Source organism: Nocardia sp. MH4, assembly GCF_019266065.1.
Taxonomy (GTDB): domain Bacteria; phylum Actinomycetota; class Actinomycetes; order Mycobacteriales; family Mycobacteriaceae; genus Nocardia; species Nocardia canadensis.
Window position 1 is genome coordinate 13,861 of record NZ_LPNR01000123.1, and the last position, 22,200, is coordinate 36,060.

The 22,200-nt window shown below is 69.9% G+C and carries 19 protein-coding genes and 3 tRNA genes; 11 read left to right on the top strand and 11 right to left on the bottom strand.

The features are described 5' to 3' along the window. Window positions 1-54: 54 nt before the first annotated feature. From prfA to argS, 8 genes are all read right to left on the bottom strand, one after another. Entirely contained in the window at window positions 55-1,134 is a 1,080-nt protein-coding gene (gene prfA, locus ATM97_RS27980) for a peptide chain release factor 1 (protein ID WP_218721192.1), read from the bottom strand. A 219-nt stretch (window positions 1,135-1,353) separates the two neighbouring features. Further along, window positions 1,354-1,584: a 50S ribosomal protein L31 gene (gene rpmE, locus ATM97_RS27985; protein ID WP_022567395.1), complete on the bottom strand. Its 231-nt coding sequence runs from the start codon at window positions 1,582-1,584 to the stop codon at window positions 1,354-1,356. A 213-nt stretch (window positions 1,585-1,797) separates the two neighbouring features. Beyond that, window positions 1,798-3,879 carry a transcription termination factor Rho gene (gene rho / locus ATM97_RS27990; RefSeq protein WP_218721193.1) on the bottom strand — a complete coding sequence of 694 codons (2,082 nt, stop codon included), beginning with the start codon at window positions 3,877-3,879 and terminating at the stop codon, window positions 1,798-1,800. A 340-nt stretch (window positions 3,880-4,219) separates the two neighbouring features. After that, a complete protein-coding gene (gene thrB, locus ATM97_RS27995; protein ID WP_218721213.1) occupies window positions 4,220-5,146 on the bottom strand; it encodes a homoserine kinase in 927 nt (308 codons plus the stop codon). 25 nt (window positions 5,147-5,171) lie between these two features. Beyond that, on the bottom strand, window positions 5,172-6,266 hold the full coding sequence (gene thrC, locus ATM97_RS28000; protein WP_218721194.1) for a threonine synthase: 1,095 nt from the start codon (window positions 6,264-6,266) through the stop codon (window positions 5,172-5,174). Next, complete coding sequence (locus ATM97_RS28005) at window positions 6,263-7,615, bottom strand: homoserine dehydrogenase (RefSeq protein WP_218721195.1); 1,353 nt, start codon at window positions 7,613-7,615, stop codon at window positions 6,263-6,265. The genes thrC and ATM97_RS28005 overlap by 4 nt, the downstream gene beginning before the upstream one ends. Continuing rightward, window positions 7,612-9,036 (bottom strand): diaminopimelate decarboxylase, encoded by a 1,425-nt coding sequence (lysA, locus tag ATM97_RS28010; protein WP_218721196.1) that lies wholly within the window; start codon window positions 9,034-9,036, stop codon window positions 7,612-7,614. The genes ATM97_RS28005 and lysA overlap by 4 nt, the downstream gene beginning before the upstream one ends. A 34-nt stretch (window positions 9,037-9,070) precedes the next feature. Then, the gene (argS, locus tag ATM97_RS28015; RefSeq protein WP_218721197.1) at window positions 9,071-10,732 is read right to left on the bottom strand and encodes an arginine--tRNA ligase; all 1,662 of its coding nucleotides are present in this window, start codon (window positions 10,730-10,732) and stop codon (window positions 9,071-9,073) included. Window positions 10,733-10,821: 89 nt separating this feature from the next. Here argS and ATM97_RS28020 point away from each other — a divergent pair, with 89 nt between their 5' ends. The 8 genes from ATM97_RS28020 (at window position 10,822) to ATM97_RS28055 (ending at window position 17,802) form a co-directional block, all read left to right on the top strand. After that, entirely contained in the window at window positions 10,822-11,721 is a 900-nt protein-coding gene (locus tag ATM97_RS28020; RefSeq protein WP_218721198.1) for a DUF3105 domain-containing protein, read from the top strand. After that, window positions 11,721-12,464 (top strand): DUF305 domain-containing protein, encoded by a 744-nt coding sequence (locus ATM97_RS28025; RefSeq protein ID WP_218721199.1) that lies wholly within the window; start codon window positions 11,721-11,723, stop codon window positions 12,462-12,464. The genes ATM97_RS28020 and ATM97_RS28025 overlap by 1 nt, the downstream gene beginning before the upstream one ends. A 111-nt stretch (window positions 12,465-12,575) precedes the next feature. Next, window positions 12,576-12,648: transfer RNA gene (locus ATM97_RS28030), tRNA-Arg, on the top strand. Window positions 12,649-13,162: 514 nt separating this feature from the next. Further along, a tRNA-Ser gene (locus tag ATM97_RS28035) sits at window positions 13,163-13,225 on the top strand. A 110-nt stretch (window positions 13,226-13,335) separates the two neighbouring features. Continuing rightward, entirely contained in the window at window positions 13,336-13,953 is a 618-nt protein-coding gene (locus ATM97_RS28040) for a hypothetical protein (RefSeq protein WP_218721200.1), read from the top strand. A 214-nt stretch (window positions 13,954-14,167) separates the two neighbouring features. Further along, window positions 14,168-15,190 (top strand): iron ABC transporter substrate-binding protein, encoded by a 1,023-nt coding sequence (locus ATM97_RS28045; RefSeq protein ID WP_218721201.1) that lies wholly within the window; start codon window positions 14,168-14,170, stop codon window positions 15,188-15,190. Further along, complete coding sequence (locus ATM97_RS28050) at window positions 15,191-16,747, top strand: ABC transporter permease (protein WP_374104914.1); 1,557 nt, start codon at window positions 15,191-15,193, stop codon at window positions 16,745-16,747. Further along, a complete protein-coding gene (locus ATM97_RS28055; protein WP_218721202.1) occupies window positions 16,744-17,802 on the top strand; it encodes an ABC transporter ATP-binding protein in 1,059 nt (352 codons plus the stop codon). Before ATM97_RS28050 ends, ATM97_RS28055 begins: the two co-directional genes overlap by 4 nt. 39 nt (window positions 17,803-17,841) lie before the next feature. On the opposite strand, the gene ATM97_RS28060 is transcribed toward ATM97_RS28055, so the two are convergent. Further along, a tRNA-Cys gene (locus ATM97_RS28060) sits at window positions 17,842-17,913 on the bottom strand. A gap of 117 nt (window positions 17,914-18,030) precedes the next feature. Here ATM97_RS28060 and ATM97_RS28065 point away from each other — a divergent pair. Beyond that, complete coding sequence (locus ATM97_RS28065; protein ID WP_255588551.1) at window positions 18,031-18,618, top strand: MarR family winged helix-turn-helix transcriptional regulator; 588 nt, start codon at window positions 18,031-18,033, stop codon at window positions 18,616-18,618. A 25-nt stretch (window positions 18,619-18,643) separates the two neighbouring features. After that, window positions 18,644-19,705, top strand: a complete 1,062-nt coding sequence (locus ATM97_RS28070) for a hypothetical protein (protein WP_218721204.1) — start codon at window positions 18,644-18,646, stop codon at window positions 19,703-19,705. On the opposite strand, the gene ATM97_RS28075 is transcribed toward ATM97_RS28070, so the two are convergent. After that, window positions 19,702-20,496 carry an enoyl-CoA hydratase gene (locus ATM97_RS28075; protein ID WP_218721205.1) on the bottom strand — a complete coding sequence of 265 codons (795 nt, stop codon included), beginning with the start codon at window positions 20,494-20,496 and terminating at the stop codon, window positions 19,702-19,704. The genes ATM97_RS28070 and ATM97_RS28075 overlap by 4 nt on opposite strands. Before the next feature lie 141 nt (window positions 20,497-20,637). On the opposite strand from ATM97_RS28075, the gene ATM97_RS28080 reads away from it, so the two are divergent. After that, a complete protein-coding gene (locus tag ATM97_RS28080) occupies window positions 20,638-21,189 on the top strand; it encodes a hypothetical protein (protein WP_218721206.1) in 552 nt (183 codons plus the stop codon). A 1-nt stretch (window position 21,190) separates the two neighbouring features. Here ATM97_RS28080 and ATM97_RS28085 read toward each other — a convergent pair whose 3' ends face one another. Next, a complete protein-coding gene (locus ATM97_RS28085; RefSeq protein WP_218721207.1) occupies window positions 21,191-22,147 on the bottom strand; it encodes a DUF2157 domain-containing protein in 957 nt (318 codons plus the stop codon). Window positions 22,148-22,200 lie beyond the last annotated feature (53 nt).

Below are 22,200 nucleotides of genomic sequence, written 5' to 3' on the forward strand. Positions count from 1 at the left end.
TGGTGGCGAGCGTGGCGCGCGTTGCCCGGTCCGGGCGCTGAGCGCTCATCCCGGCTACTCGGCTGCCATCCGGGCGTCGCGGTCGGCCTTGCCGAGCGCGTCGAGTAGCGCGTCCATGTCACCGTCGAGCACGGCGTCGAGGTTGTGCGCCTTGAAACCGATGCGGTGATCGGCGATCCGGTTCTCCGGGAAGTTGTAGGTGCGGATCCGCTCGGAACGGTCCACCGTGCGGATCTGGCTGGCCCGACCGGCCGCCGCCTCCTGCTCGGCCTGCTCCTCGGCCAGCGCCTGCAGCCGAGCCCCGAGCACCTGCATCGCGCGCGCCTTGTTCTGCAGCTGCGACCGCTCGTTCTGGCAGGTCACCACGATGCCGGAGGGCAGGTGGGTGATGCGGACCGCGGAATCGGTGGTGTTGACGCCCTGGCCGCCCTTGCCGGAGGACCGGTAGACGTCGATGCGCAGGTCGGTCTCGTCGATCTGCACCTGCTCGACCTCGTCGGGCTCGGGGTAGATCAGCACGCCGGCGGCCGAGGTGTGGATGCGGCCCTGCGACTCGGTCACGGGCACGCGCTGCACGCGGTGCACCCCGCCCTCGAACTTGAAGCGCGACCACACGCCGTCGCGGGCCGCGTCCTTGCTCTTGATCGACAGCGTCGCGTCCTTGTAGCCGCCCAGGTCGGAGTAGGTGACGTCGAGCGTCTCCACCTTCCAGCCGTGCCGCTCGGCGTAGCGGATGTACATGCGGGCCAGGTCGGCGGCGAACAGCGCCGATTCCTCGCCGCCCTCACCGGACTTCACCTCGAGCACCACGTCGTCGCCGTCGTGCGGGTCGCGCGGAGCGAGCAGATCGGCCAGTGCCTGCTCGAGCTCCACCAGCTGGGTTTCCAGGCCGGGCACCTCGGCGGCGAACGTGGCGTCGTCGGCGGCCAGCTCACGGGCCGCCTCGAGATCGTCGCGCACCGACTCGAGCTTGCGGTAGGTCGACATCACCGGCGCCAGCTCGGCGAATCGCTTGCCCACCCGCCGGGCCGCACCGGCGTCGTTGTGCAACGACGGATCGGCCAGCTGCGTCTCCAGGCCGGCGTACTCGGCCAGAATGTCGTCGATGGCGGAAGGGGCCGTCTGATCGGCCATGTCGGTGAACTCCTACTGGGGAGGTAGCGGCTGCGGAGTCTGGTGGGCCGAAGGCCCGTCTCGGCCGCCTCGATTCTGGACTGACGGAGCGAAGGAGCGAAGCGACTGAGCGGAGGAGGGAAGAATCGAGGCCGAAAGGCCGAGACCCCGCGGCGCCCGCGCCGCCGAAAATACCGACGCCCGGCCTGCGAAAGCAGAACCGGGCGTCGGGTGAGGCAACTAGCTGGCGTCGGCCTTCTTGCCCGCGCGCTTGCCGTAGCGAGCCTCGAAGCGAGCGACGCGGCCGCCGGTGTCGAGGATCTTCTGCTTGCCGGTGTAGAACGGGTGGCACTGCGAGCAGACCTCGACGGTGATCTGGCCGGACTCCTTGGTGGAGCGAGTCTGGAAGGTGTTGCCGCAACCACACACAACGGTGGTGTCGACATACGTGGGGTGGATTCCTGCCTTCATGGGCGTCCTCTCGATAATGGTCGCCGGGTCGTACACCGCTGGAGCGCGGGATACGTGAACCGGAACCGACTAGGCGGGATGTCTGCGAACTCGCAGACACACAGCGATCCAGTATGCCAGACCTGGCCGCACCCTCCGAAAACACCCCCGGCCACAGGTTTGTTCCCGGCCGGGAAACGCAGCGGGGGCCCGCCGTAGCGGGCCCCCGTCGCGTCACTCGTCGAGTGCGCCCGGTGCGGTCTTGGAGACCGTCATCAGGAACTCGAGGTTGTTCTTGGACTTGCGCAGCCGATCCATCAGCAGATCGATCGCCTGGTGCGAGTCCAGGCCCGAGAGCACGCGCCGCAGCTTGTGCACCACGGCCATCTCGTCGGGCGACATCAGCAACTCGTCGTGGCGGGTGCTGGACGGGTTGATGTCCACCGCCGGGAACACGCGCCGCTCGGCGATCTTGCGATCGAGCTTGAGCTCGGCGTTGCCGGTGCCCTTGAACTCCTCGAAGATCACCGTGTCACCGGTGGAGCCGGTCTCGACCATCGCCGTGGCGATGATGGTGAGCGAGCCACCGTTCTCGATGTTGCGCGCCGCGCCGAGGAACCGCTTGGGCGGGTACAGCGCGGTCGAGTCGACACCACCGGAGAGGATGCGGCCCGAGGCGGGCGAGGAGTTGTTGTACGCGCGGCCCAATCGGGTGATCGAGTCGAGCAGCACGACAACGTCTTTGCCCATCTCCACCAGGCGCTTCGCCCGCTCGATGGCGAGCTCGGCGACCGAGGTGTGGTCGGCCGGCGGCCGGTCGAAGGTGGAGGCGATGACCTCACCCTTCACCGAACGCTGCATGTCGGTGACCTCTTCGGGACGCTCGTCGACCAGCACGACCATGAGGTAGCACTCGGGGTTGTTGATCGCGATCGCGTTGGCGATGTCCTGCATGATCGTGGTCTTACCCGCCTTGGGCGGGGACACGATCAGCGCGCGCTGGCCCTTGCCGATCGGCATGATCAGGTCGATCACACGCGTGGTCAGCTTGTTCTGGGTGGTTTCCAGACGCAGACGCTGGTTCGGGTACAGCGGCGTCAGCTTCTGGAAGTCGGGACGACGCTTGGCCGCCTCCACCTCGCCGCCGTTGACGGTGTCCAGGCGGACCAGCGGGTCGAACTTCTGGCGCTGGTTGCTCTGCTCGCCGTCGCGCGGGGCGCGCACCGCACCGGTGATCGCGTCACCGCGGCGCAGGCCGTTCTTGCGCACCAGGTTCATCGAGACGTACACGTCGTTCGGGCCGGCCAGGTAGCCGGAGGTCCGCACGAACGCGTAGTTGTCCAGCACGTCCAGGATGCCGGCGACCGGCTGCAGGACGTCGTCCTCGCGGATCTCGAAGTCGCGGGCCTCGCCGCCACCGCCACCGGCGCCACCGTCGCGGTCACGACCACGACGACGCTCACGGAACCGGCGACCCCGGCGACCGCGGCCGCCTTCCTCGTCGTCGCCACCGCGGTCGTCGCGGGGACCGCGATTCCCGGCGTTGTTGCCGTTCTGGCTCTGGTTGCGCTCGTTCTGGTTGCGCTCACCACGGTCGCCACCGGTGCGCTCACCACGGTCGCCACCGGCGCGTTCGCCCCGGTCGCCGCCGTTGCGCTCGCCACGCTCACGCCTGCGCTCGCCCTGCTCGCCACCGTCGGCCTTGTCGGCCTGCTTGGTCTCCTCGGCGCGGTTCTCGGCCTGGGCGTTCTCGCCACCGCCGGAACGGGCCTGGTCACGGCCACGACGCTGCCTGCCACGGCCACGCTGACCGCCCTCTCGACCGGAATCCTCGGTCGACTCGGCGGTCTTGGTCTCGGCCGTCCCCTGCTCGGCCGGGGCCTGCTCGGTCACGACCGCGGCGGCCTGCTTCTCGGCGGGCTCGGCCTTGTCGGCCTTGGCCGGCTTGTCGGCCTTGGCGGGCGCCTCGGTCTTGGCGGGCGCTTCCGCCTTGGCGGGCGCTTCGCTCTTGGCGGCGGGCGCGTCGGCCGTCACGGCGGCGGCCTCGGCGGGCTTACCCGCCTTCGCAGGCGCTCCGGCCTGGTTTTCCTTGATAGCGGCGATGAGATCGCCCTTGCGCATACCGGAGGTGCCTCGGATACCGAGCTCCCCCGCCAATGCGCGCAACTGCGGCAACAGCATTCCAGTCAGCCCCGATCGTGCGACGTCGGTGTGTTCGCTCATTTTCGAAATCTGTCCGGATTCACTTTCGCGGCCGCCCGAGTTCGTAGGGTTGGATTCCACCCCGGGTGTCGCGAGCAGGTCCGTATCTGTCACGGAAATCCTTTCCTTCCCTCGAATGCCGTGTGCTGAATCGAGGGTTCGTTCCGTAGACCCGGCACCCTGTGCCGAGCTCGGATTATGCGTCCGACCGGACGCCTGTGCCGTACTACCCGCCCCGCCGGACCGGAGGCTTCGCCACCAGAAGACAGTGGTGAGGAGAGATCATTCCAGTTGAGCGGCTTCTCGGCGTCGCAGCACCTCCATGGTGTGGAGGCTCGAGCCTGGAGCCTGCTGGAGCGATTGCCCTGATGAAGCACCGGCGTCTGATGCGCACGATGTACGGACTTGCACAGAATAGCTGCCAATTGCGAACAACGGCAAGGCAGGCACGCCGTCAGTCGATCGCGACGCCGTCGGCGATGCCGGGTTCGACCACTCGCAGCCCGTCCGCTTCCGCCTGTTTGCGCAGGTCATCAGGGAAATCCTCGGTGGCGAGCGCCAAAATCGTCGGACCGGCGCCGGAAACGGTGGCCGGAATTCCCGCGGCCCGCAGTCGCTCGATCCAGGTCGTGGTGAGCGGTAGCGCGGGAGCACGCTGAGTCTGGTGCAGCCGGTCGGCGGTGGCGGGCATCAGCAGATCGGGGCGCTCGGTGAGCGCGACGACGGCCAGCGCGGCCCGGCTGACGTTGAACGCGGCGTCACCGTGCGGCACCTGCTCGGGCAGCAGCCCGCGGGTGTGCGCGGTGGACGAGCGTTCCTGCGGGATCAGCACCACCGGGCGCAGCGCCGCGGCGGGGGTCAGCCGCACGGCCCGATAAGCGCGATTCTGCTCGGCATCGGATTCGGTCCACGACACGACGATTCCACCGAGCACGCTGGCCGCGGCGTTGTCGGGATGACCCTCGAACTCCGAGGCCAGCTGCACCAGCTGAGCGCCGTCCAGCCGCAGGTCGGGATCGAACTTGGCGGCCAGCCCGGCGCCGGCGGCCAGGCCGCCGACCACGGCCGAGGCACTGGAACCGAGGCCGCGCGAGTGCGGAATCACGTTGCGGCACACCACGTCGAGGCCGTCGGCCCAGACACCGAGTGATTCCAGTCCGCGCTCGATCGCCCGCACCACCAGATGCGTTGGGCCCCACGGCACGTCGTCGGCGCCCTCACCCTCGACCCGGATCTCGAGACCCGAATCGGTGGTGCGCACCACGATCTCGTCGTAGAGACCCAATGCCATTCCCAGGCAATCGAATCCGGGACCGAGGTTGGCCGTGGAAGCGGGAACGCGCACGGTCACTTCGAGACCGGCGGGCAGGGTAGCGGTCATCAGCCTGCTCTCGCGTGCGCTCAACTCAGGCCAGCTCGAGCTCGTGGGCGATGGCCACCGGGTCGACGGCGATCGGCTTGACCTCGGGCATGCCGGCCAGCGCGTTGTCGGGGTCCTTGAGACCGTTGCCGGTCACCGTGCAGACCACGGTCAGGCCCGAATCCAGCCAGCCCTCCGCGCGGGCGGCCAGCAGACCGGCCACGCTCGCCGCCGACGCGGGCTCGACGAACACGCCCTCGGTCGCCGCGACCAGCCGGTACGCGGCCAGGATCTCCTCGTCGGTGGCCGCGCGGAACGCGCCACCGGACTGCTCCTTGGCCTCCATCGCCCCGTTCCACGACGCCGGGGCGCCGATCCGGATCGCGGTGGCCACGGTCTCGGGGTCACGCACCGGCGCGCCGTTGACCAGCGGGGCCGCACCGGCGGCCTGCACGCCGAGCATGCGCGGCAGCCCCGAGGTGATGCCGTCGGCGTGGTACTCGCGGTACCCACGCCAGTAGGCGGTGATGTTGCCCGCGTTGCCCACCGGCAGCACGTGCACATCGGGCGCCTTGCCCAGCACATCGCAGATCTCGAACGACGCGGTCTTCTGCCCCTCGATTCGCGCCGGGTTCACCGAGTTCACCAGCCCGACCTCGGGGAAGTCCGAGGTGACCTTGCGGGCCAGCTCGAGACAGTCGTCGAAGTTGCCCTCGACCTGGATGATCTTCGCACCCAGCATCACGGCCTGGGCCAGCTTGCCCATCGCGATCTTGCCCTGCGGGATCAGCACCGCGCACTCCATGCCCGCGCGGGTGGCGTAGGCGGCAGCCGAGGCCGAGGTGTTGCCGGTCGAGGCGCACAGCACGGCCTTCTGGCCGCGGTACTTCGCGTCGGTCATCGCCATCGTCATGCCGCGGTCCTTGAAGGAACCGGTCGGGTTGGCACCCTCGACCTTGAGGTACACCCCGCACCCGGTCAGCTCGGACAGGTGCGTCGCGGGGACCAGCGGGGTACCGCCCTCGAACAGGGTGACCGGCTCCCAGTCGGCCGCACCGGCCAGCCGGTCGCGGTAGGCCGCGATCAGACCCGGCCAGCGCGAGTGCACGCCGAGCTGGGGGGCGATGCCAGTGGTGCTCATGATTCTTCGGTGCCTTCCAGTCTGAGAACGCTGGTCACGGAGGTGACGGAATCCATGTCCGCCAATGCCGCGACAGTATCGGCCAGCGAGGACTCCACCGCATGGTGGGTGACGACCACGAGCCGGGCGCCGTCGCCGTGCCCCTGCTGACGCACGGTGGAGATGCTCACCCCGTGCTGAGCGAAGGTGTCGGCCACCGCGGCGAGCACGCCGGGCCGGTCCGCCACCTGCAGGTTCACGTGGTAGCGGGTGGGGGTGTCCCCGATCGGCGCGATCGGCAGCTCAGCATAGACCGACTCGCCGGGAGCGCGGCCACCGTAGAACTTGTTGCGGGCGGCCATCACGAGGTCGCCGAGCACGGCCGAAGCGGTCGGCGCGCCACCGGCGCCCTGACCGTAGAACATCAGCCTACCGGCGTTGTCGGCCTCGACGACGACGGCGTTGAACGCACCGTTGACCGAGGCCAGCGGGTGCTTGCGCGGGATGAGCGCCGGGTACACCCGCACCGAGACGCGGTCCTTGCCGCCCTCGGCGGAGGTGGGCTCGCCCGGACCGGCCGCGACGCGCTCACAGATGGCGAGCAGCTTCACGGTGCAGCCGACGGCGGAGGCGGTTTCCAGATCCTCGGCGGTGATCTTGGAGATGCCCTCGCGATACACATCGGCCGCGGTCACGCGGGTGTGGAAGGCCAGCGAGGCCAGGATGGCGGCCTTGGCGGCGGCGTCGAAGCCCTCGACGTCGGCGGTGGGGTCGGCCTCGGCGTAGCCCAGCTCGGTCGCCTCGGCGAGCACGTCGTCGTAGGCGGCGCCGGTCTCGTCCATCGCGGAGAGGATGAAGTTGGTGGTGCCGTTGACGATGCCGACCACGCGGTTCACCCGGTCACCCGACAGCGACTGGATCAGCGGACGGACCACCGGAATCGCGCCGGCGACGGCGGCCTCGAAGTACAGGTCGGCGCGGCTGCGCTCGGCGGCGGCGGCCAGCTCACCGGTGTAGTCGGCCAGCAGCGCCTTGTTGGCGGTGACGACGGACTTGCCCCCGCTCAGGGCGGCGCCGATCAGCGCACGGGCGGGATCGATGCCGCCCATGACCTCGACCACCAGGTCGACATCGTCGCGGGCGACCAGCGCCTCGGCGTCGGTGGTGAGCAGTTCGGCGGGCAGGCCGCGGTCCTTGCTCAGGTCGCGGACGGCCACGCCGCGCAGCACCAGCGGCGCGCCGACGCGCGAGCGCAGGTCCTCGGCGTGGTCGCGCAGCACGCGGACGACCTCGGTACCCACGGTGCCCATGCCGAGCACGGCGACACCCAGCGGGCGCCCCGCGTCTTTGGTCCCGTTGTTCACGGTCATCCTTCCACCTCCAGGCTGAGCAGGTCCGCCACCGTTTCCCGGCGCAGAATCAGTCGCGACGCACCGTCGCGCACCGCGACCACCGCGGGCCGGGTGAGCTGGTTGTAGCGGCTCGACATCGAGTAGCAGTACGCGCCGGTCGCCGCGACGGCGACCAGGTCACCGGGGCCCGCATCGGCAGGCATCCAGGTGTCACGAATGACGATATCGCCACTCTCGCAATGCTTTCCGACCACACGCGCGACGACCGCATGGGCGTCCGACGAGCGCGAGACCAGACGGCAATCGTAATCGGCCTGGTACAGCGCGGGACGGATATTGTCGCTCATGCCGCCGTCGACGCTGACGTAGCGACGACGCGCGCCACCGTCGAGCTCGACGTCCTTGATGGTGCCGACCTCGTAGAGCGTGACGGTGCCCGGCCCCGCGATGGCGCGGCCCGGCTCGACGGCGATGGTCGGCTCGGGCAGCCCGGCGCGGGCGGCCTCGGCGGCGACCAGACCGCGCAGGTTGGCGGCGAACTCGTCCAGCGGCGGCGGGTTGTCGCTCGGCAGGTACGAGATACCGAGGCCACCGCCCAGATCCAGGGTGGAGATCTGTGCGGTGCGCTCGATACCGAATTTGTCGATGGCCTCGCGGAGCAGGCCGAGCATGCGGCGCGCGGCGATCTCGAAGCCGTCGAGCTCGAAGATCTGCGAGCCGATGTGACTGTGCAGACCGACCAGGCGCAGGTTGTCGGCCTCGAAGACGCGGGCCAGCGCCTCCATGGCGTCGCCACCGGCGATCGAGAAACCGAACTTCTGGTCCTCGTGCGCGGTGGAGATGTACTCGTGGGTGTGCGCCTCGACACCGACGGTGACCCGGACCAGCACGTCCTGCACCACGCCCGCGGCACCGGCGACCGCTTCGAGCCGCTCGATCTCGTAGAGCGAGTCGACGACCACGTGGCCGACGCCCGCGGCGACCGCGGCCTCGAGCTCGGGCACCGACTTGTTGTTGCCGTGCAGCGCGATGCGCTCGGCCGGGAACCCGGCGTGCAGGGCGATGGCCAGCTCGCCACCGGAGCAGACGTCCAGCGACAGCCCCTCGTCGCGGATCCAGCGCGCGATCTCACCGCACAGGAACGCCTTGGACGCGTAGTGCACGCGGGCGTTGGGCCCGAAAGCGCGCACCATGTCGCGGCAGCGGGAGCGGAAATCGTCCTCGTCGACGACGAACAGCGGGGTGCCGTACTGCTGGGCCAGCTCGGTGATCGGCACCCCGGCCACCCGCACGACGCCGTCCTCGCCACGAGCGGCGTTGCGCGGCCACACGTTGGCGGGCAGGTCGATCATCTCGCGCGGATCGGTCGGGCGCTCGGGCAGGCTCGGGGCGTGCGGGATCTCTGCGTGCCGGGGACCGGCCGGGTGTGCACCACTCACAGTTGTGCGTCCTTCCTGAAAAGCTTGCCGGTGGTCACATGCGCTCCGGTGCGCTGACGCCGAGCAGGGCCAAACCGTTGGCCAGCACCTGACGGGTGGCCTTGACCAGTTCGAGCCGGGCGGCGTTGAGCGGGGTGACGGCGTCGTCACCCTTGGGCAGCACGCGCATGTCGTCGTCGGACTGGAAGGGGTGGTAGACACCGGCCAGTTCTTCGAGGTAGCGGGCGATGCGGTGGGGTTCGCGGGTCTCGGCGGCGGTGGCGACCACGCGCGGGAAATCACCGAGGGTGCGGATCAGGTCGCCTTCGCGCGCCGAGGTCATCAGCGCGAAATCCGGTGCGACGGTGGCGAACTCGGCGTACTTGGCGGCATTGCCGAGGATGCTGTTGGTCCGTGAGTGCGCGTACTGCACGTAGTAGACCGGGTTCTCGCTGCTCGCCTTGGTCCACAGGTCGAGATCGATGTCGATGCTCGAGTTCACCGAGGAGCGCACCAGCGAGTAGCGGGCCGCGTCGACGCCGATCTGCTCGACCAGGTCGTTGAGGGTCACCACGGTGCCGGCGCGCTTGCTCATCTTCACGGCCTGGCCGTCGCGGACCAGATTCACCATCTGCCCGATCAGCACCTCGACGGTGTCGGGGTTGTCGCCGAAGGCGGCCGCGGCGGCCTTCAACCGGCCGATGTAGCCGTGGTGGTCGGCGCCGAGCATGTAGATGGCCAGGTCGAAGCCACGCGCGCGCTTGTTCTGGAAGTAGGCGATGTCACCGGCGATGTAGGCGGCGTTGCCGTCGCTCTTGAGGACGACACGGTCCTTGTCGTCGCCGTATTCGGTGGACGCGATCCACCAGGCGCCGTCCTTCTCGTACAGGTTGCCGGAGTTCTTGAGCTCCTCGACGGCCCGCTCGACGGCGCCGGAGGCGAACAGTTCGCTCTCGTTGAAGTACACGTCGAAATCGGTGCCGAAGTCGTGCAGATCCTGCTTGATCTGGGCGAACATCTGCTGCACGCCCTCGCGCCGGAACAGTTCGTGCCGCTCGTCGGCGGGCAGGGTGAGCGCATCGGGGTGCGCGGCGACGATGCTCGCGCTGATCTCCTGGATGTACTCGCCCGCGTAGCCGTCCTCGGGGGTCGGCTCGCCGAGCGCGGCCGCGACCAGCGACTTGGCGAAGCGGTCGATCTGGGCGCCGTGGTCGTTGAAGTAGTACTCCCTGGTCACGTCGGCGCCCTGCGCGGCCAGGATGCGGCCCAGCGCGTCACCGACGGAAGCCCAGCGGGTGCCACCGAGGTGCACGGGGCCGGTCGGGTTGGCGGAGACGAACTCGAGGTTGATCTTGGTGCCGGCCAGGGCGGCGCCGGTGCCGAACTTCTCGCCCGCGGCCAGGATCTGCGCGACGATCGCGCCCTGCGCCGAGGCGGCCAGGCGGATGTTGAGGAAGCCGGGACCCGCGACGTCGGCCACATCGATGCCATCGGTCGCCGAGAGCGCCTCGGCCAGCCAGCCCGCGAGTTCGCGCGGATTGGTTCCCACGCGCTTGGCCACCTGCATCGCCACATTCGTGGCATAGTCGCCGTGTTCGGGGTTGCGCGGACGCTCCACTGTGACCTGCTCGGGCAGGACCGACGAGTCCAGTCCGCGTTCGACAAGCACCTTCGCGGCGGTGGTGCGAAGGAGATCTGCAAGGTCAGCTGGAGTCACGAGTCTCTATCCTATTGGCTGGGCGCCTCGCAACCACGACCGCCCGGTACGAACGTCCCGATCCACACGTCGAAAGAGCACAACGAGCGATGCCGAGCAGGACCAGCGCCACATCAGCCAAGGCCGTCCGGGCCGCGGGGAAGTCGTCTCCGTCCCGCAAACCCGGCAAGGGCAACCTTCCGCACAAGAAGCGCGACGTGCCCTGGGCCCTGCTGGGCGCCGGTGTCGCGATCGTCGCGCTGATCGGCCTGCTGGCCTACAGCCTGGTGCCCAAGTACCTGGACCAGGCCGCGATCCGGGAAGCCCAGACCGACCTCAAGGAATGGGTGCCGTCCAAGGAGAACCAGGACCCCTCGGCCAAGATCAGCGGCGTCGTCAAGCAGGAGTACCCGGCCGGTCTGCACGTGACCGCGGCCCAGCGCGTCGCCTATGACAAGGCGCCCGCCTACGGTGGCCCGCACGACGGCGCGTGGGCCAACTGCACCGGCACCGTCTACGCCAAGCCGATCCGGATGGAGAACGCGGTCCACTCGCTCGAGCACGGCGCGGTCTGGATCGCCTACAACCCGGACAAGGTCGACGCGGCGGGCGTGGAGAAGCTGTCGAACTACGTCAAGGGCCGCCAGTACTCGCTGATGTCGCCCTACCCGGGCCTCGACGCGCCGATCGCGCTGCAGTCGTGGGGTCACCAGCTCAAGCTCGATTCCGCCGACGACGCGCGGATCAAGCAGTTCATCTCCGCCCTGCGCGAGAACCCCTACGCCTACCCCGAGGTCGGCGCGAGTTGCTCGAACCCGATCTTCGACGCCAACAACCCGCCGCCGTTCGACCCGGCGCCCTACGGCCCCGAGGCCGTGCCGATGGACGGCAAGGGCCTGACCCAGGACCAGTCCGAGCTCGGCGCGGGTGCCGGTCTGCCCGGCGGCGCGGGTCTGCCCGGTCTGCCCGACGGCTTCCAGATGCCGGGCACCCAGCCCGCGGGCCAGTAGTGGGAACCGACAGCGCGGTCGACCCCGACCACACCGCGCCCGAGCCCGAGGACGCCGCGGCCGAGGCGGGCGCGCGTCGCCCGGCCGGGGCGATCCTGGTGCTCGGCGCGATCGGCCTGCTGCTGCTGGGCGCCGTCGCGGGCGTGCTGCTGCGGATGCCGCTGAACGAGGCCGATACTCCGGCGCCGGGCCCTGTCGACGTGGGGTTCAGCCAGGACATGTCGGCCCATCACGCGCAGGCCGTCGACATGGCGGGCGCGGCGCTGATCGGCTCGACCGACAACGACGTGCGCAGGCTCGCCTACGACATCCTCACCACCCAGCAGAACCAGATCGGCCGGATGCAGGGCTGGTTGCAGCTGTGGGGCGAGCCGAACCAGAACGTCGACGGCTACATGGGCTGGATGACCGACCACGGCGCGGGCGCGCACGGCCACGGTGCCGCGACGACCACCGGGCACGCGATGGCGGGCCCGATGACGTCGATGCCCGGCATGGCCAGCCAGGAGGAGATGACGACGCTGCGCCGCTCCACCGGCGCCGCGATGGACACCCTGTTCCTGCAGCTCATGTTGCGCCACCACCAGGGCGGTGTGCCGATGCTCGACTACGCCGCCGAGCACGCCGACACCACCGAGGTGCGCACCCTGGCCGCGCAGATGTCCAAGACCCAAGCGGGCGAGTCCCAGTTGATGGAGAGCATGCTGGCCGCCCGCGGCGCCAGCCCGCTCCCACTGAGCTGATCGAGTGCCGGACCGGGTCAACCGCCCGGTCCGGCACCGTTTTTGGCGCACCGCACTCGATGCGATACGCTGTCGCTGCCCGATCGCCTCACCGCGACCGGCATCTATCCCGCCCTCGTAGCTCAGGGGATAGAGCGTCTGCCTCCGGAGCAGAAGGCCGCAGGTTCGAATCCTGCCGAGGGCACACACGAGAAAGGCCCCCGACCAGCACACAAGCGGTCGGGGGCCTTTCTGATCTGCATCCTCAGCTCGCTTCGATGTCACGAGTTGTCACAACCTCACCCAAAGTCCTCGAAGCAGGCGGTGAACCAGCCCCGGGATACGCACCCCAACCCAGACCAGGGCCGACGCGGTCCAGTCAGCGGTCTACCGGCCCTTGCTCATCTACGGTCGCGTCAAGCACCGCGATGCCGTTCTCATCGACTGAGGGATCTCCCGCATACGGGCCTAGCTGTGGGGGTGCGCAGCCACTGTCACCGGCACGCGCGTCCTCGGCGAACTCCTCCCAGGTGGACGGCTTCCCGTCCGCAATGAGCGGGTCAGCTTCCCAGTCTTGGCCGGAGTCGCGTTCGTGCACAGGAAGGGACTGTACGCCCGGGACTGAGTGTCACCACGCTGTCACAAGCAGGGCAGACAACCCCGGACCCCGCCGAACCGAACCAGCAGGTGACGGTACGCTGTCGACGTTCGCAGGACTCGCCTGGACGGGCCGGGGCTGCTTCCGGAGCAGAAGGCCGCAGGTTCGAATCCTGCCGAGGGCACATTTCGAGGCCCCGTCCGTTCGGTCGGGGCCTCGTTCGTTTGAGATCAGGTTGTTCACGCACGGTTCCACAGGTTTCGGGGCCTCGCCCCGATGACATAGGAGCGAGGCTTGACGAATCCGCCAGAAGGACAGCAACCGCCGTTCGGGCAGCAGCCGCCCGGGATGCCCTCGGGGCCGCCCGGGTACCCGCACGCCGGGTTCGGGCCGGGACAGACGCCGCCCCCGGGGCCGCCCGGAGCGCCGGACGTATTCCCGCCCCAGCAGCCGCCGAAGAAGAAGCGGACCGGGTTGTTCATCGCGCTGGGCGTGGTCGCGCTGGTGGTGATCGGCGCGCTGGTCGCCGGGGTGGTGCTGACGCTCCAGGGGCGCACCCCGTTGTCCTCGGACGAGAAGAAGATCGAGGTCGCGATCCGCGATTTCTACGACACGCTCGACGCGGACGGGTTCATCGCCGCGGCGGAGCTGGCCTGCGAGGCCGACCGGGCCGAGATCGCCAACCTCTCGCCCGAGCAGCGGCAGCAGTTCGATTCGGCGACGGTCTCGGTGATCATCGACAACGTCGAGGACATCGTCATCACCGGTGACACCGCCAAGGCGACGGTGGTCGGCAAGCTGACACTCTCGGTCGCGGGCGAGGAGCCCGACACCGAGGACAGCACCGAAGAGCATCTGAAGAAGGAAGACGGCACCTGGAAGATCTGCTCGGCGCCGGCCACCAAACACTGATCGAACCCCCGGTGGCGCCGCCCGCCATCGGGGGTATTCCGGCGCGGCGTGGGGCTGCCCGCTCAGCATGCTCGACGACCGGAACCGCACTGCCGCACGGGATTTCTCCGGTTTGCCCTGAAACGCCGGTCGATCGCATCCACGCATTTCACGCGGGGTATCTTGCTTAGGTAAGCCTCATCATAGGATGGGGACCCTGTGTGGAAGGACGCCGATGACGTCGCGTAGTTGGAAACCCCTGGCCGGGCTGATGGCGATCGCGGTGGCGGCGCTCGGTGTGAGCGCCTGCTCGTCCTCCTCGGGCGACGCCGACGAGATCACCGTCTACAACGCCCAGCACGAGTCGCTCACCAAGGAGTGGGCCGCGGCGTTCACCAAGGAGACCGGGATCAAGGTCGTCCTGCGCCAGGGTGGCGACACCGCGCTGGGCAACCAGCTGGTCGCCGAGGGTGCCAACTCCCCCGCCGACGCCTTCCTCACCGAGAACTCCCCGGCCATGGCACTGGTCGAGAACGCGGGCCTGTTCGCCGACGTCGACAAGGCCACCCTCGACCAGGTCCCCGCCCAGTACCGCCCGTCGACCGGCAAGTGGACCGGTGTCGCGGCGCGTGCCACGGTCTTCGTCTACAACAAGGACAAGCTGCCGACCGCGGGCCTGCCCGCCTCGCTGCTCGACCTGGCGCAGCCGCAGTGGAAGGGCCGCTGGGGCGCGGGCACCTCCGGCGCCGACTTCCAGGCGATCGTCGCGGGCCTGCTCGCGCTGAAGGGCGAGGACGTGACCCGCTCCTGGCTGCAGGGCATGAAGGCCAACGCGACCTCGCTGCAGAACAACGTCGCGACCATGAAGGCGGTGAACTCGGGCAATCCCGAGGGCGGCGTGATCTACCACTACTACTGGTACCGCGATCAGGCCAACACCAAGGAAGGCAGCGCGAACACCGCGCTGCACTACTTCAAGAACCAGGACCCGGGCGCCTTCGTCAGCGTGTCCGGCGGCGGCGTGCTGAAGTCGAGCAAGAAGCAGGAGGCCGCGCAGAAGTTCCTGGCCTACATCACCGGCAAGCAGGGCCAGGAGATCCTGCGCGACGGCACGTCGATGGAGTACCCCGTGGCGAGCGATGTCGCCGCGAACCCCGCGCTGCCACCGCTGGCCGACCTGCAGGCGCCGGCGATCGATCCCAGCAAGCTCGATTCGAAGAAGGTCACCCAGCTGATGACCGAGGCGGGACTGCTGTAAGTGGCCCTGCGGACCGCATCGACGACAGCACCCCGGGTCGGCAGGCCCGGGGTGTTCGTCACGCTCGTCGCGCTGACATTGACGGCGGCGACCTTCATTCCCCTGGGCTACATCGTCTCGGTGCTGTTCGACACCGGCCTGCGTGAAGCCGCCGCGCTGGTGTTCCGGCCACGGGTCGGCGAGCTGCTCACCAATACCGTCGCGCTCGTGCTGTGGACGGTTCCGGTGTGTGTGGTGCTCGGGGTCGGGCTGGCCTGGCTGGTCGAGCGCACCGACGTGCCGGGCCGGGCGTGGTGGGGTCCGGTGCTGGTCGCGCCGCTGGCGGTGCCCGCGTTCGTCAACAGCTACGGCTGGGTGAGCGCGTTCCCGTCGATGTACGGGCTGTCGGCGGCGGTCATCGTGGCCACGATGTCGTACTTCCCGCTGGTATATCTGCCGGTGGCCGCCACGCTGCGCCGCCTCGATCCGGCCGTCGAGGAGTCGGCGCGCGCCCTCGGCTCGGGGCCGGTGGAAGTGTTCTGGCGCATCGTGGTGCCGCAGTTGCGGCTGGCGATCCTGGGCGGCGCGCTGCTGATCGGTCTGCACCTGCTCGCCGAGTACGGCGCGTTTGTGATGCTGCGCTACGACACGTTCACCACCGCGATCTTCGAGCAGTACCAGAGCAGTTTCGCCGGACCCGCGGGCAGCATGCTGGCCGGTGTGCTCGTCCTGTGCTGTCTGACGCTGCTCGGCGGCGAGGCGCTGCTGCGCGGGAACGCGCGCTACGCCAGGCTGGGCGCGGGCGCGCAGCGCGCGGCGCGGCCGATCGCCCTGGGCTGGTGGCGGATTCCGCTGTTCGGCGTGCTGGTCGCGGTGGTCGGCGGGGCGCTCGGCGTGCCGCTGTGGACGATCGGGCGCTGGTTGTGGCTGGGCGGCGCGGCGGTCTGGGACACCGCGGTGATCGGGCAGGCGCTGGGCCAGACGATCGGTCTGGCGGCGGCGGCCGCGCTGATCACCACCCTGTGCGCGTTCCCCGTCGCGTGGATCGCGGTGCGCTCGACCAGCAGGTTCGCCCGGGTGATCGAGGGCGCGAACTACATCACCAGCTCGCTGCCCGGCATCGTGATCGCGCTCGCGCTGGTGACGGTCACCATCCGCTGGACCCCGCCGCTCTATCAGACGGTGACGCTGGTCGTGATCGCCTACGCGCTGATGTTCCTGCCCCGCGCGCTGGTGAGCGTGCGGGCCGGGCTGGCGCAGGTGCCGGTCGGACTGGAGGAGGTGTCGCGCTCGCTGGGCGAATCGGCCTCGGCCACGTTCTTCCGGGTGACCCTGCGGATGACCGCGCCCGCCGCCGCCTCGGCCGCGGCGCTGGTGTTCGTCGCCGTGTCCACCGAGCTCACCGCGACACTGTTGCTGGCGCCCAATGGAACTCGCACGCTGGCCATGCAGTTCTGGGGCCTGTCGGGCGAACTCGACTACGCCGGCGCCGCACCGTACGCACTGATCATGATCGTCGCCGCGATCCCGGTGACCTATGTGCTGTTCACCCAGTCCAGAAAGGCGGCCGGGGTATGAGTCGGCTTCTCGTGCGCGCGGTGTCGAAGACCTTCGGCTCGACGCGGGTCCTCGACCACATCGATCTCGACGTCCCCGACGGCACCGCCGCGGCCGTCGTCGGCGCGTCGGGCTGCGGCAAGACGACGCTGCTCCGGGTGATCGCCGGCTTCGAGGCGCCCGAGACGGGCACCGTGCAGCTGGGCGCGGAAACCGTTGTGCGCCACGATGTCTGCCTGCCACCACAGCGCAGGCGGATCGGCTACGTCGCGCAGGACGGTGCGTTGTTCCCGCACCTGAGCGTCGCCGACAACATCGCCTACGGCCTGCACACCGGCTGGCGCGGGCTGGGCGATCGGCTGCGCCGTCACCGCGACCGCGACCGCGTCGTCGAACTGCTGGCGATGGTGTCGCTGGATCCCGGTTACGCCGATCGCACGCCGCACCAGCTCTCCGGCGGCCAGCAGCAGCGGGTGGCGCTGGCCCGGGCACTGGCCCGCAAGCCCGACCTGATGCTGCTCGACGAGCCTTTCAGCGCCCTCGACACCGGCCTGCGCGCCACCACCCGCCAGGCGGTCGCCGACACCCTGCGCGCCGCGGGCATGACCAGCATCCTGGTCACCCACGATCAGGAGGAGGCGCTGAGCTTCGCCGAACAGGTGGCCGTCATGCGCGACGGCCGCTTCACCCAGGTGGGCCCGCCCGAGCAGGTCTATCACCATCCGGCCGACCTGTTCACCGCCCGCTTCCTCGGCGACTGCATTCTGCTCGACGCACTCTGCGAGGCCGACGTCGCCAAGTCCGCGCTCGGCGCGGTCCCGGTCCAGCGCGACGCCCCCACCGGCGAGACCACCCTGATGCTGCGGCCCGAACAACTCACCGCCGAGGTCGTCACCGCCGAGCACAGCGGGACGGTGACCGAGGTCGACTTCCGCGGTCCCGATGTCATCCTGACCATCGAGCTGGCCGAGGGCGCCGGGACCGTCACGGTCCGCCGCACCGGCATCGCGGCACCCGCGCGCGGCGATCGCGTGCGCCTGACCGTGCAGGGTTCCGGGACGGCCTACGAGAAATAGGCGCTCCACCCGTGCGGGTGAAACGCCTATTCCGACCAGAGCGAGCGGCGGGAATCGAACCCGCGTGAACGGCTTTGCAGACCGTTGCCTCAACCACTCAGCCACGCCCGCCTCGTCCTAGAGAGTGCCCGGTTCGGCCCACGTTGCCCAGGGTTGCGCTCGGCATGAGCGAAATGCCGGTTCGCCGACTGGGCGGCAGCGACCTGGCCCTATGCGATGATCAATGCCATGTCTCGGCCACGACCGCTTCCGCATGACCCGATCGCCGAAGCGCACCGGCAATGGACCGGGCACGGCTGGGGCGCGGTGGCCGACGGAATGGCCGCGGTGACGTCGCTGGTGCGGGCCCAGCAGATCGTGATGGCCAGGGTCGACGAGGCGCTCAAACCGTCGGGGCTGACGTTCTCCCGCTACGAGCTGCTGCAATTGCTCAGCTTCAGCAAGACGGGCGCGCTGCCGATGGCCAAGGCCAGCGCGCGCCTGCAGGTGCATCCGACCAGCGTGACCAATACCGTGGACCGGCTCGAGGCGGCAGGCCTGGTGGTCCGGGTGCCGCATCCGAGCGACCGGCGCGCGACGCTGATCGAAATCACCGATGCGGGAAGGACATCGGTCGCCGAGGCGACCGCGGCACTGAACGCGCAGGTGTTCGCCGAGCCCGGCCTGCCGCCGGACCGGATCCGCGCCCTGCTGACCCTGCTCGCCGAATTCCGGCACGAGGCGGGCGACTACGAGGCTCCCGACACCGAAAACCTCGCATTCCACGCGACCTGGCAACCGACGGGCGAATCACCGCGCGACTCGCTTGGCAGCTAGCCGAAATTGGTCCACGATGTAGCGCATGGTGCTGGTCCTGGGGGTATCGGCGGGTGCGGGTGGTGCCCGCGCCGTGCTGACCCACTCCGATCAGCCGCACCTGCCACCGGTGGACCGGCTCCGGCTACCGCGCAGGGCGGGCGGCTCGGTCGACGAAGCGGTGTTGTCGGTGATCCGCCGGATGCGGGTCGCGGCACTGGCGCGCGGTGAGTGTGTCACCGCCACGGCGGTCACCTGCCGCAGTGAGTCGCACGCCGACGCGATCCGGGCGGCGGTCGGTAAGTCCGAGGTCGGCATCGTCGACGAGCCGCTGGCGCAGCTGCGCTATCTGCGCTTCACCGGCATGCTGCCCGACTCCGACTCGGTGATCCTCTACGACCTGGGCTGCTCGGGCCTGACTGTCACCCATGCCGATTGCCGCACCGACACGATCCTGGCGAGCAGGCGCAGCACGGTACTCAGCGGCGACGGCTACGACGCGCTGCTGCGCTGGCAGCTCGCGCGCGGCGGTGTGCTGGCCGACGCGCGCACCACCAGGGAGCATCGCGAGTCGCTGAGCCGGGCCAGGGTGGTGACGGCGACCGACGCCGATACCGGCGGCCGCGCCGTGGTGACCCGCAGCGATCTGGCCGAGCTGTGCGAGGCGGGTCTGCATCATTCGGCCTCGTTCGTGCGTCAGGTGGTCGAGGAGACGGGGATGCGGCCGGGTGCGCTGGTGCTGCTCGGCGGCTGTACCCGCAATCCGTCGCTGCGCGCCGATCTGGCCCACCGCATCGGGCTGCCGATCGTCTACGACCCCGAGCCGGATTACGTCTCGGCGCGCGGCGCGGTCCTGCTGGCCGCGCAGCGCCCCGCTCGCCTGCGGATGCCGCGGCTGCGGCCGGGCAGCGCGGTGGTCACCCGCGAGGCCCGGCCGCGACCCGGCCGGCGAAAACTCCTCGCCGCGATGGCGGTGACGGCCACGCTCGGCGGCACGGTCGCCGGACTGCTCGGCACCGACGACTCGTCGGCGCGGTCCCCCGAACCGGGAACCGCGCCGACCACTGCCCAGCTCACCGATGGTTCGCTGCGGCTGAGACAGAACTAGCTGTTGGTGAAGTTCGGTGTGCGCTTCTCGACGAAGGCGGCCATGCCTTCCTTCTGATCGTCGGTGGCGAACAGCGAGTGGAACACCCGGCGCTCGAACAACACGCCCTCGGTGAGGGTGGTCTCGAAGGCCCGGTTGACCGCTTCCTTGGCGATCATCGCGACCGGCAGCGACATCGAGGCGATGGTCTGGGCGGTCTCGAGCGCGGCGTCGAGCAGCTGGTCGGCGGGCACGATCCGCGACACCAGCCCGGCTCGCTCGGCTTCCTCGACACCCAGGGTGCGGCCGGTCAGGATCAGATCCATGGCCTTGGCCTTGCCGACCGCCCGGGTCAGCCGCTGCGAGCCGCCGATGCCGGGGATCACGCCGAGCTTGATCTCGGGCTGACCGAACTTGGCGGTGTCGGCGGCGATCAGGATGTCGCACAGCATCGCCAGCTCACAGCCGCCGCCGAGGGCGAAGCCCGCGACCGCGGCGATGGTCGGCTTGCGGAAGTTGGCCAGCCGGTCCCAGCCCGCGAAGGCGTTGGACGCGAACATGTCCATGTAGGACTTGTCCGCCATCTCCTTGATGTCGGCCCCGGCCGCGAAGGCCTTCTCCGATCCGGTGATCACGACGGCACCGATCGAGTCGTCGGCGTCGAGCTCGTCGAGCGCGGCGATGACGTCCGCGAGGACCTGCGCGTTGAGCGCGTTGAGTGCCTTGGGCCGGTTCAGCGTGATCCAGCCGACCCCGCCTTTGCCCTCGCCGCCGCCCTTGCGCTCCAGCAGAATCGTCTCGAAATCGGTCACCAGGCACCCTCTTGTTCTTCAGTGGTCACGGATGGTGCAGACGATACCGAGCCCGGCCGCCCACCGGCCACGCGGGCAAACCCGCAAGTAGGCGTGGCGCAGTGCCCGATATTCCGGATCCGCTGCGGCACAATCGGGGGCATGGGCACCGACCATTTCGCGCGGATCAGCCGCCTGCGCGCGCTGATCGAGCACGAGAACACCGGCGCGGACGAGCGGGCCACAGCCCAGCGCATGCTCGACCGGATTCTGCGGAAGACGCACGGCGACACCGTGTCCGCCGCGGCGCCGGATCGGGTGTACGGCGCCAGGCATCACCGGCCGGGCAGGCACGCGAGCACCGCGTCGATCGTCGAGTCGGTCCGCGACGACATCGCCTTCGCCCGCACGTTCGCCGTCATCGGCGGTCCGGGCGAGCTCACGGTGCACAGCCCACGCGCGGCCGCGCCCGCCGAGCTCACGGTGGCGGTGAGCACGCTGTTCGCCGATCAGATCGTCGTCACCATCACCGACATCCCGCCCGCGTGGGGCTGGGAGTCCGACGAGTTCGACCGCACCACCGCGACCGCTGACCTGCGCCGCCTGGCCGACGAACTCGCCGAGATCATCGACAGCTACAACCACAACGGTTCCGACGTGGGCCCGCGGTTCTTCCGCACGATCCGCGCACAGGAGACCACGCTGATCCGCTGACTCAGTCCGGCTGTTTCGATCCGGCGAGCAGCACGACCACACCGACGGTGAGCACGACAGCGCCGATGGCCAGCACCACGCTCGCGGCGACCGGCCCGCCATCGGTCCGCTCGGCCACCGTCTGCCCCACCGCGATCGCCACCGCCGCCGCGCCGCCGAGCACGAGAACGGGCTCGCGCCGCAGCGCGTACAGCAGCAGGCATGCCACACCGACCAGCGCGGTCAGCGCGGGCCGCCACAGCGACTCCCCGGGCGTCACCGACTGCGCCCCGCTCACCAGGATCACGCCGCCGATCAGGTACCCGGCCCAGTCGGCGACGAACAGCCGGGCCCAGGCGAGCCCGACCCACACCGCGCCGAGCAGCATCAGCACCACGCCGGGCCAGGCGGAGCGGTAGTCGAGCACCGCCGAAGCCGTGGTCACCACGCTCGCGACGCCGAACCCGCCCATCGCGACCATGCCGAGCACGGTGGGCACCAGCAGATATCCGAGGATCGCGACGAGCAGTCCCGCGATCGCGGCCGCGATCTCGGCGTCGTCTCCGAAGGCCGTGACCACCGCGCCGCAGACCATGACCGCGGCCAGCACCAGCAGCACCGCCGCGAGCCTGCTGCGCCCCGCCGACGCGATCGGCACCCGTCGGAAGATCCCGTCGCACCCACCGGCCAGCAGCACCGCGCCGGTGACCGCGCACCCGGCCACGACCAGCAGCAATACCACCCGCCCGGTCTGCGCCACGTCCGACCAGGCCAGCCCGAGGAACAGCGCCACCCCGGCGGCCACCAGGCCCGCCCCGAGATAGGCGACGATCTCGGCGATCATCCGGCCCGCACTCGCCCGGCCCGCCCGCTCCTCGGCTTCCACGGCCCGCAATACCGCCCCGCGCTGGTCGCCGCTGATCACGCCCGCCGCCACCAGCCGCTCCAACGCCACGCCCACCCTGTGTTCGCGAACCATCCGTCGAGTATGTCGACCGGGGTGCGCGATTCGGCCGAATCCCGCGGGCCGCG

Coding starts and splice junctions, on each gene's coding strand:
- rpmE (WP_022567395.1), bottom strand. CDS start 1,584: ATGAAGGCAGGAATCCACCCCACGTATGTCGACACCACCGTTGTGTGT.
- ATM97_RS28070 (WP_218721204.1), top strand. CDS start 18,644: ATGGTGCTGGTCCTGGGGGTATCGGCGGGTGCGGGTGGTGCCCGCGCC.
- ATM97_RS28085 (WP_218721207.1), bottom strand. CDS start 22,147: ATGGTTCGCGAACACAGGGTGGGCGTGGCGTTGGAGCGGCTGGTGGCG.
- prfA (WP_218721192.1), bottom strand. CDS start 1,134: ATGGCCGATCAGACGGCCCCTTCCGCCATCGACGACATTCTGGCCGAG.
- ATM97_RS28080 (WP_218721206.1), top strand. CDS start 20,638: ATGGGCACCGACCATTTCGCGCGGATCAGCCGCCTGCGCGCGCTGATC.
- ATM97_RS28020 (WP_218721198.1), top strand. CDS start 10,822: ATGCCGAGCAGGACCAGCGCCACATCAGCCAAGGCCGTCCGGGCCGCG.
- thrB (WP_218721213.1), bottom strand. CDS start 5,146: ATGACCGCTACCCTGCCCGCCGGTCTCGAAGTGACCGTGCGCGTTCCC.
- ATM97_RS28045 (WP_218721201.1), top strand. CDS start 14,168: ATGACGTCGCGTAGTTGGAAACCCCTGGCCGGGCTGATGGCGATCGCG.
- ATM97_RS28005 (WP_218721195.1), bottom strand. CDS start 7,615: ATGACCGTGAACAACGGGACCAAAGACGCGGGGCGCCCGCTGGGTGTC.
- ATM97_RS28055 (WP_218721202.1), top strand. CDS start 16,744: ATGAGTCGGCTTCTCGTGCGCGCGGTGTCGAAGACCTTCGGCTCGACG.
- thrC (WP_218721194.1), bottom strand. CDS start 6,266: ATGAGCACCACTGGCATCGCCCCCCAGCTCGGCGTGCACTCGCGCTGG.
- ATM97_RS28065 (WP_255588551.1), top strand. CDS start 18,031: ATGTCTCGGCCACGACCGCTTCCGCATGACCCGATCGCCGAAGCGCAC.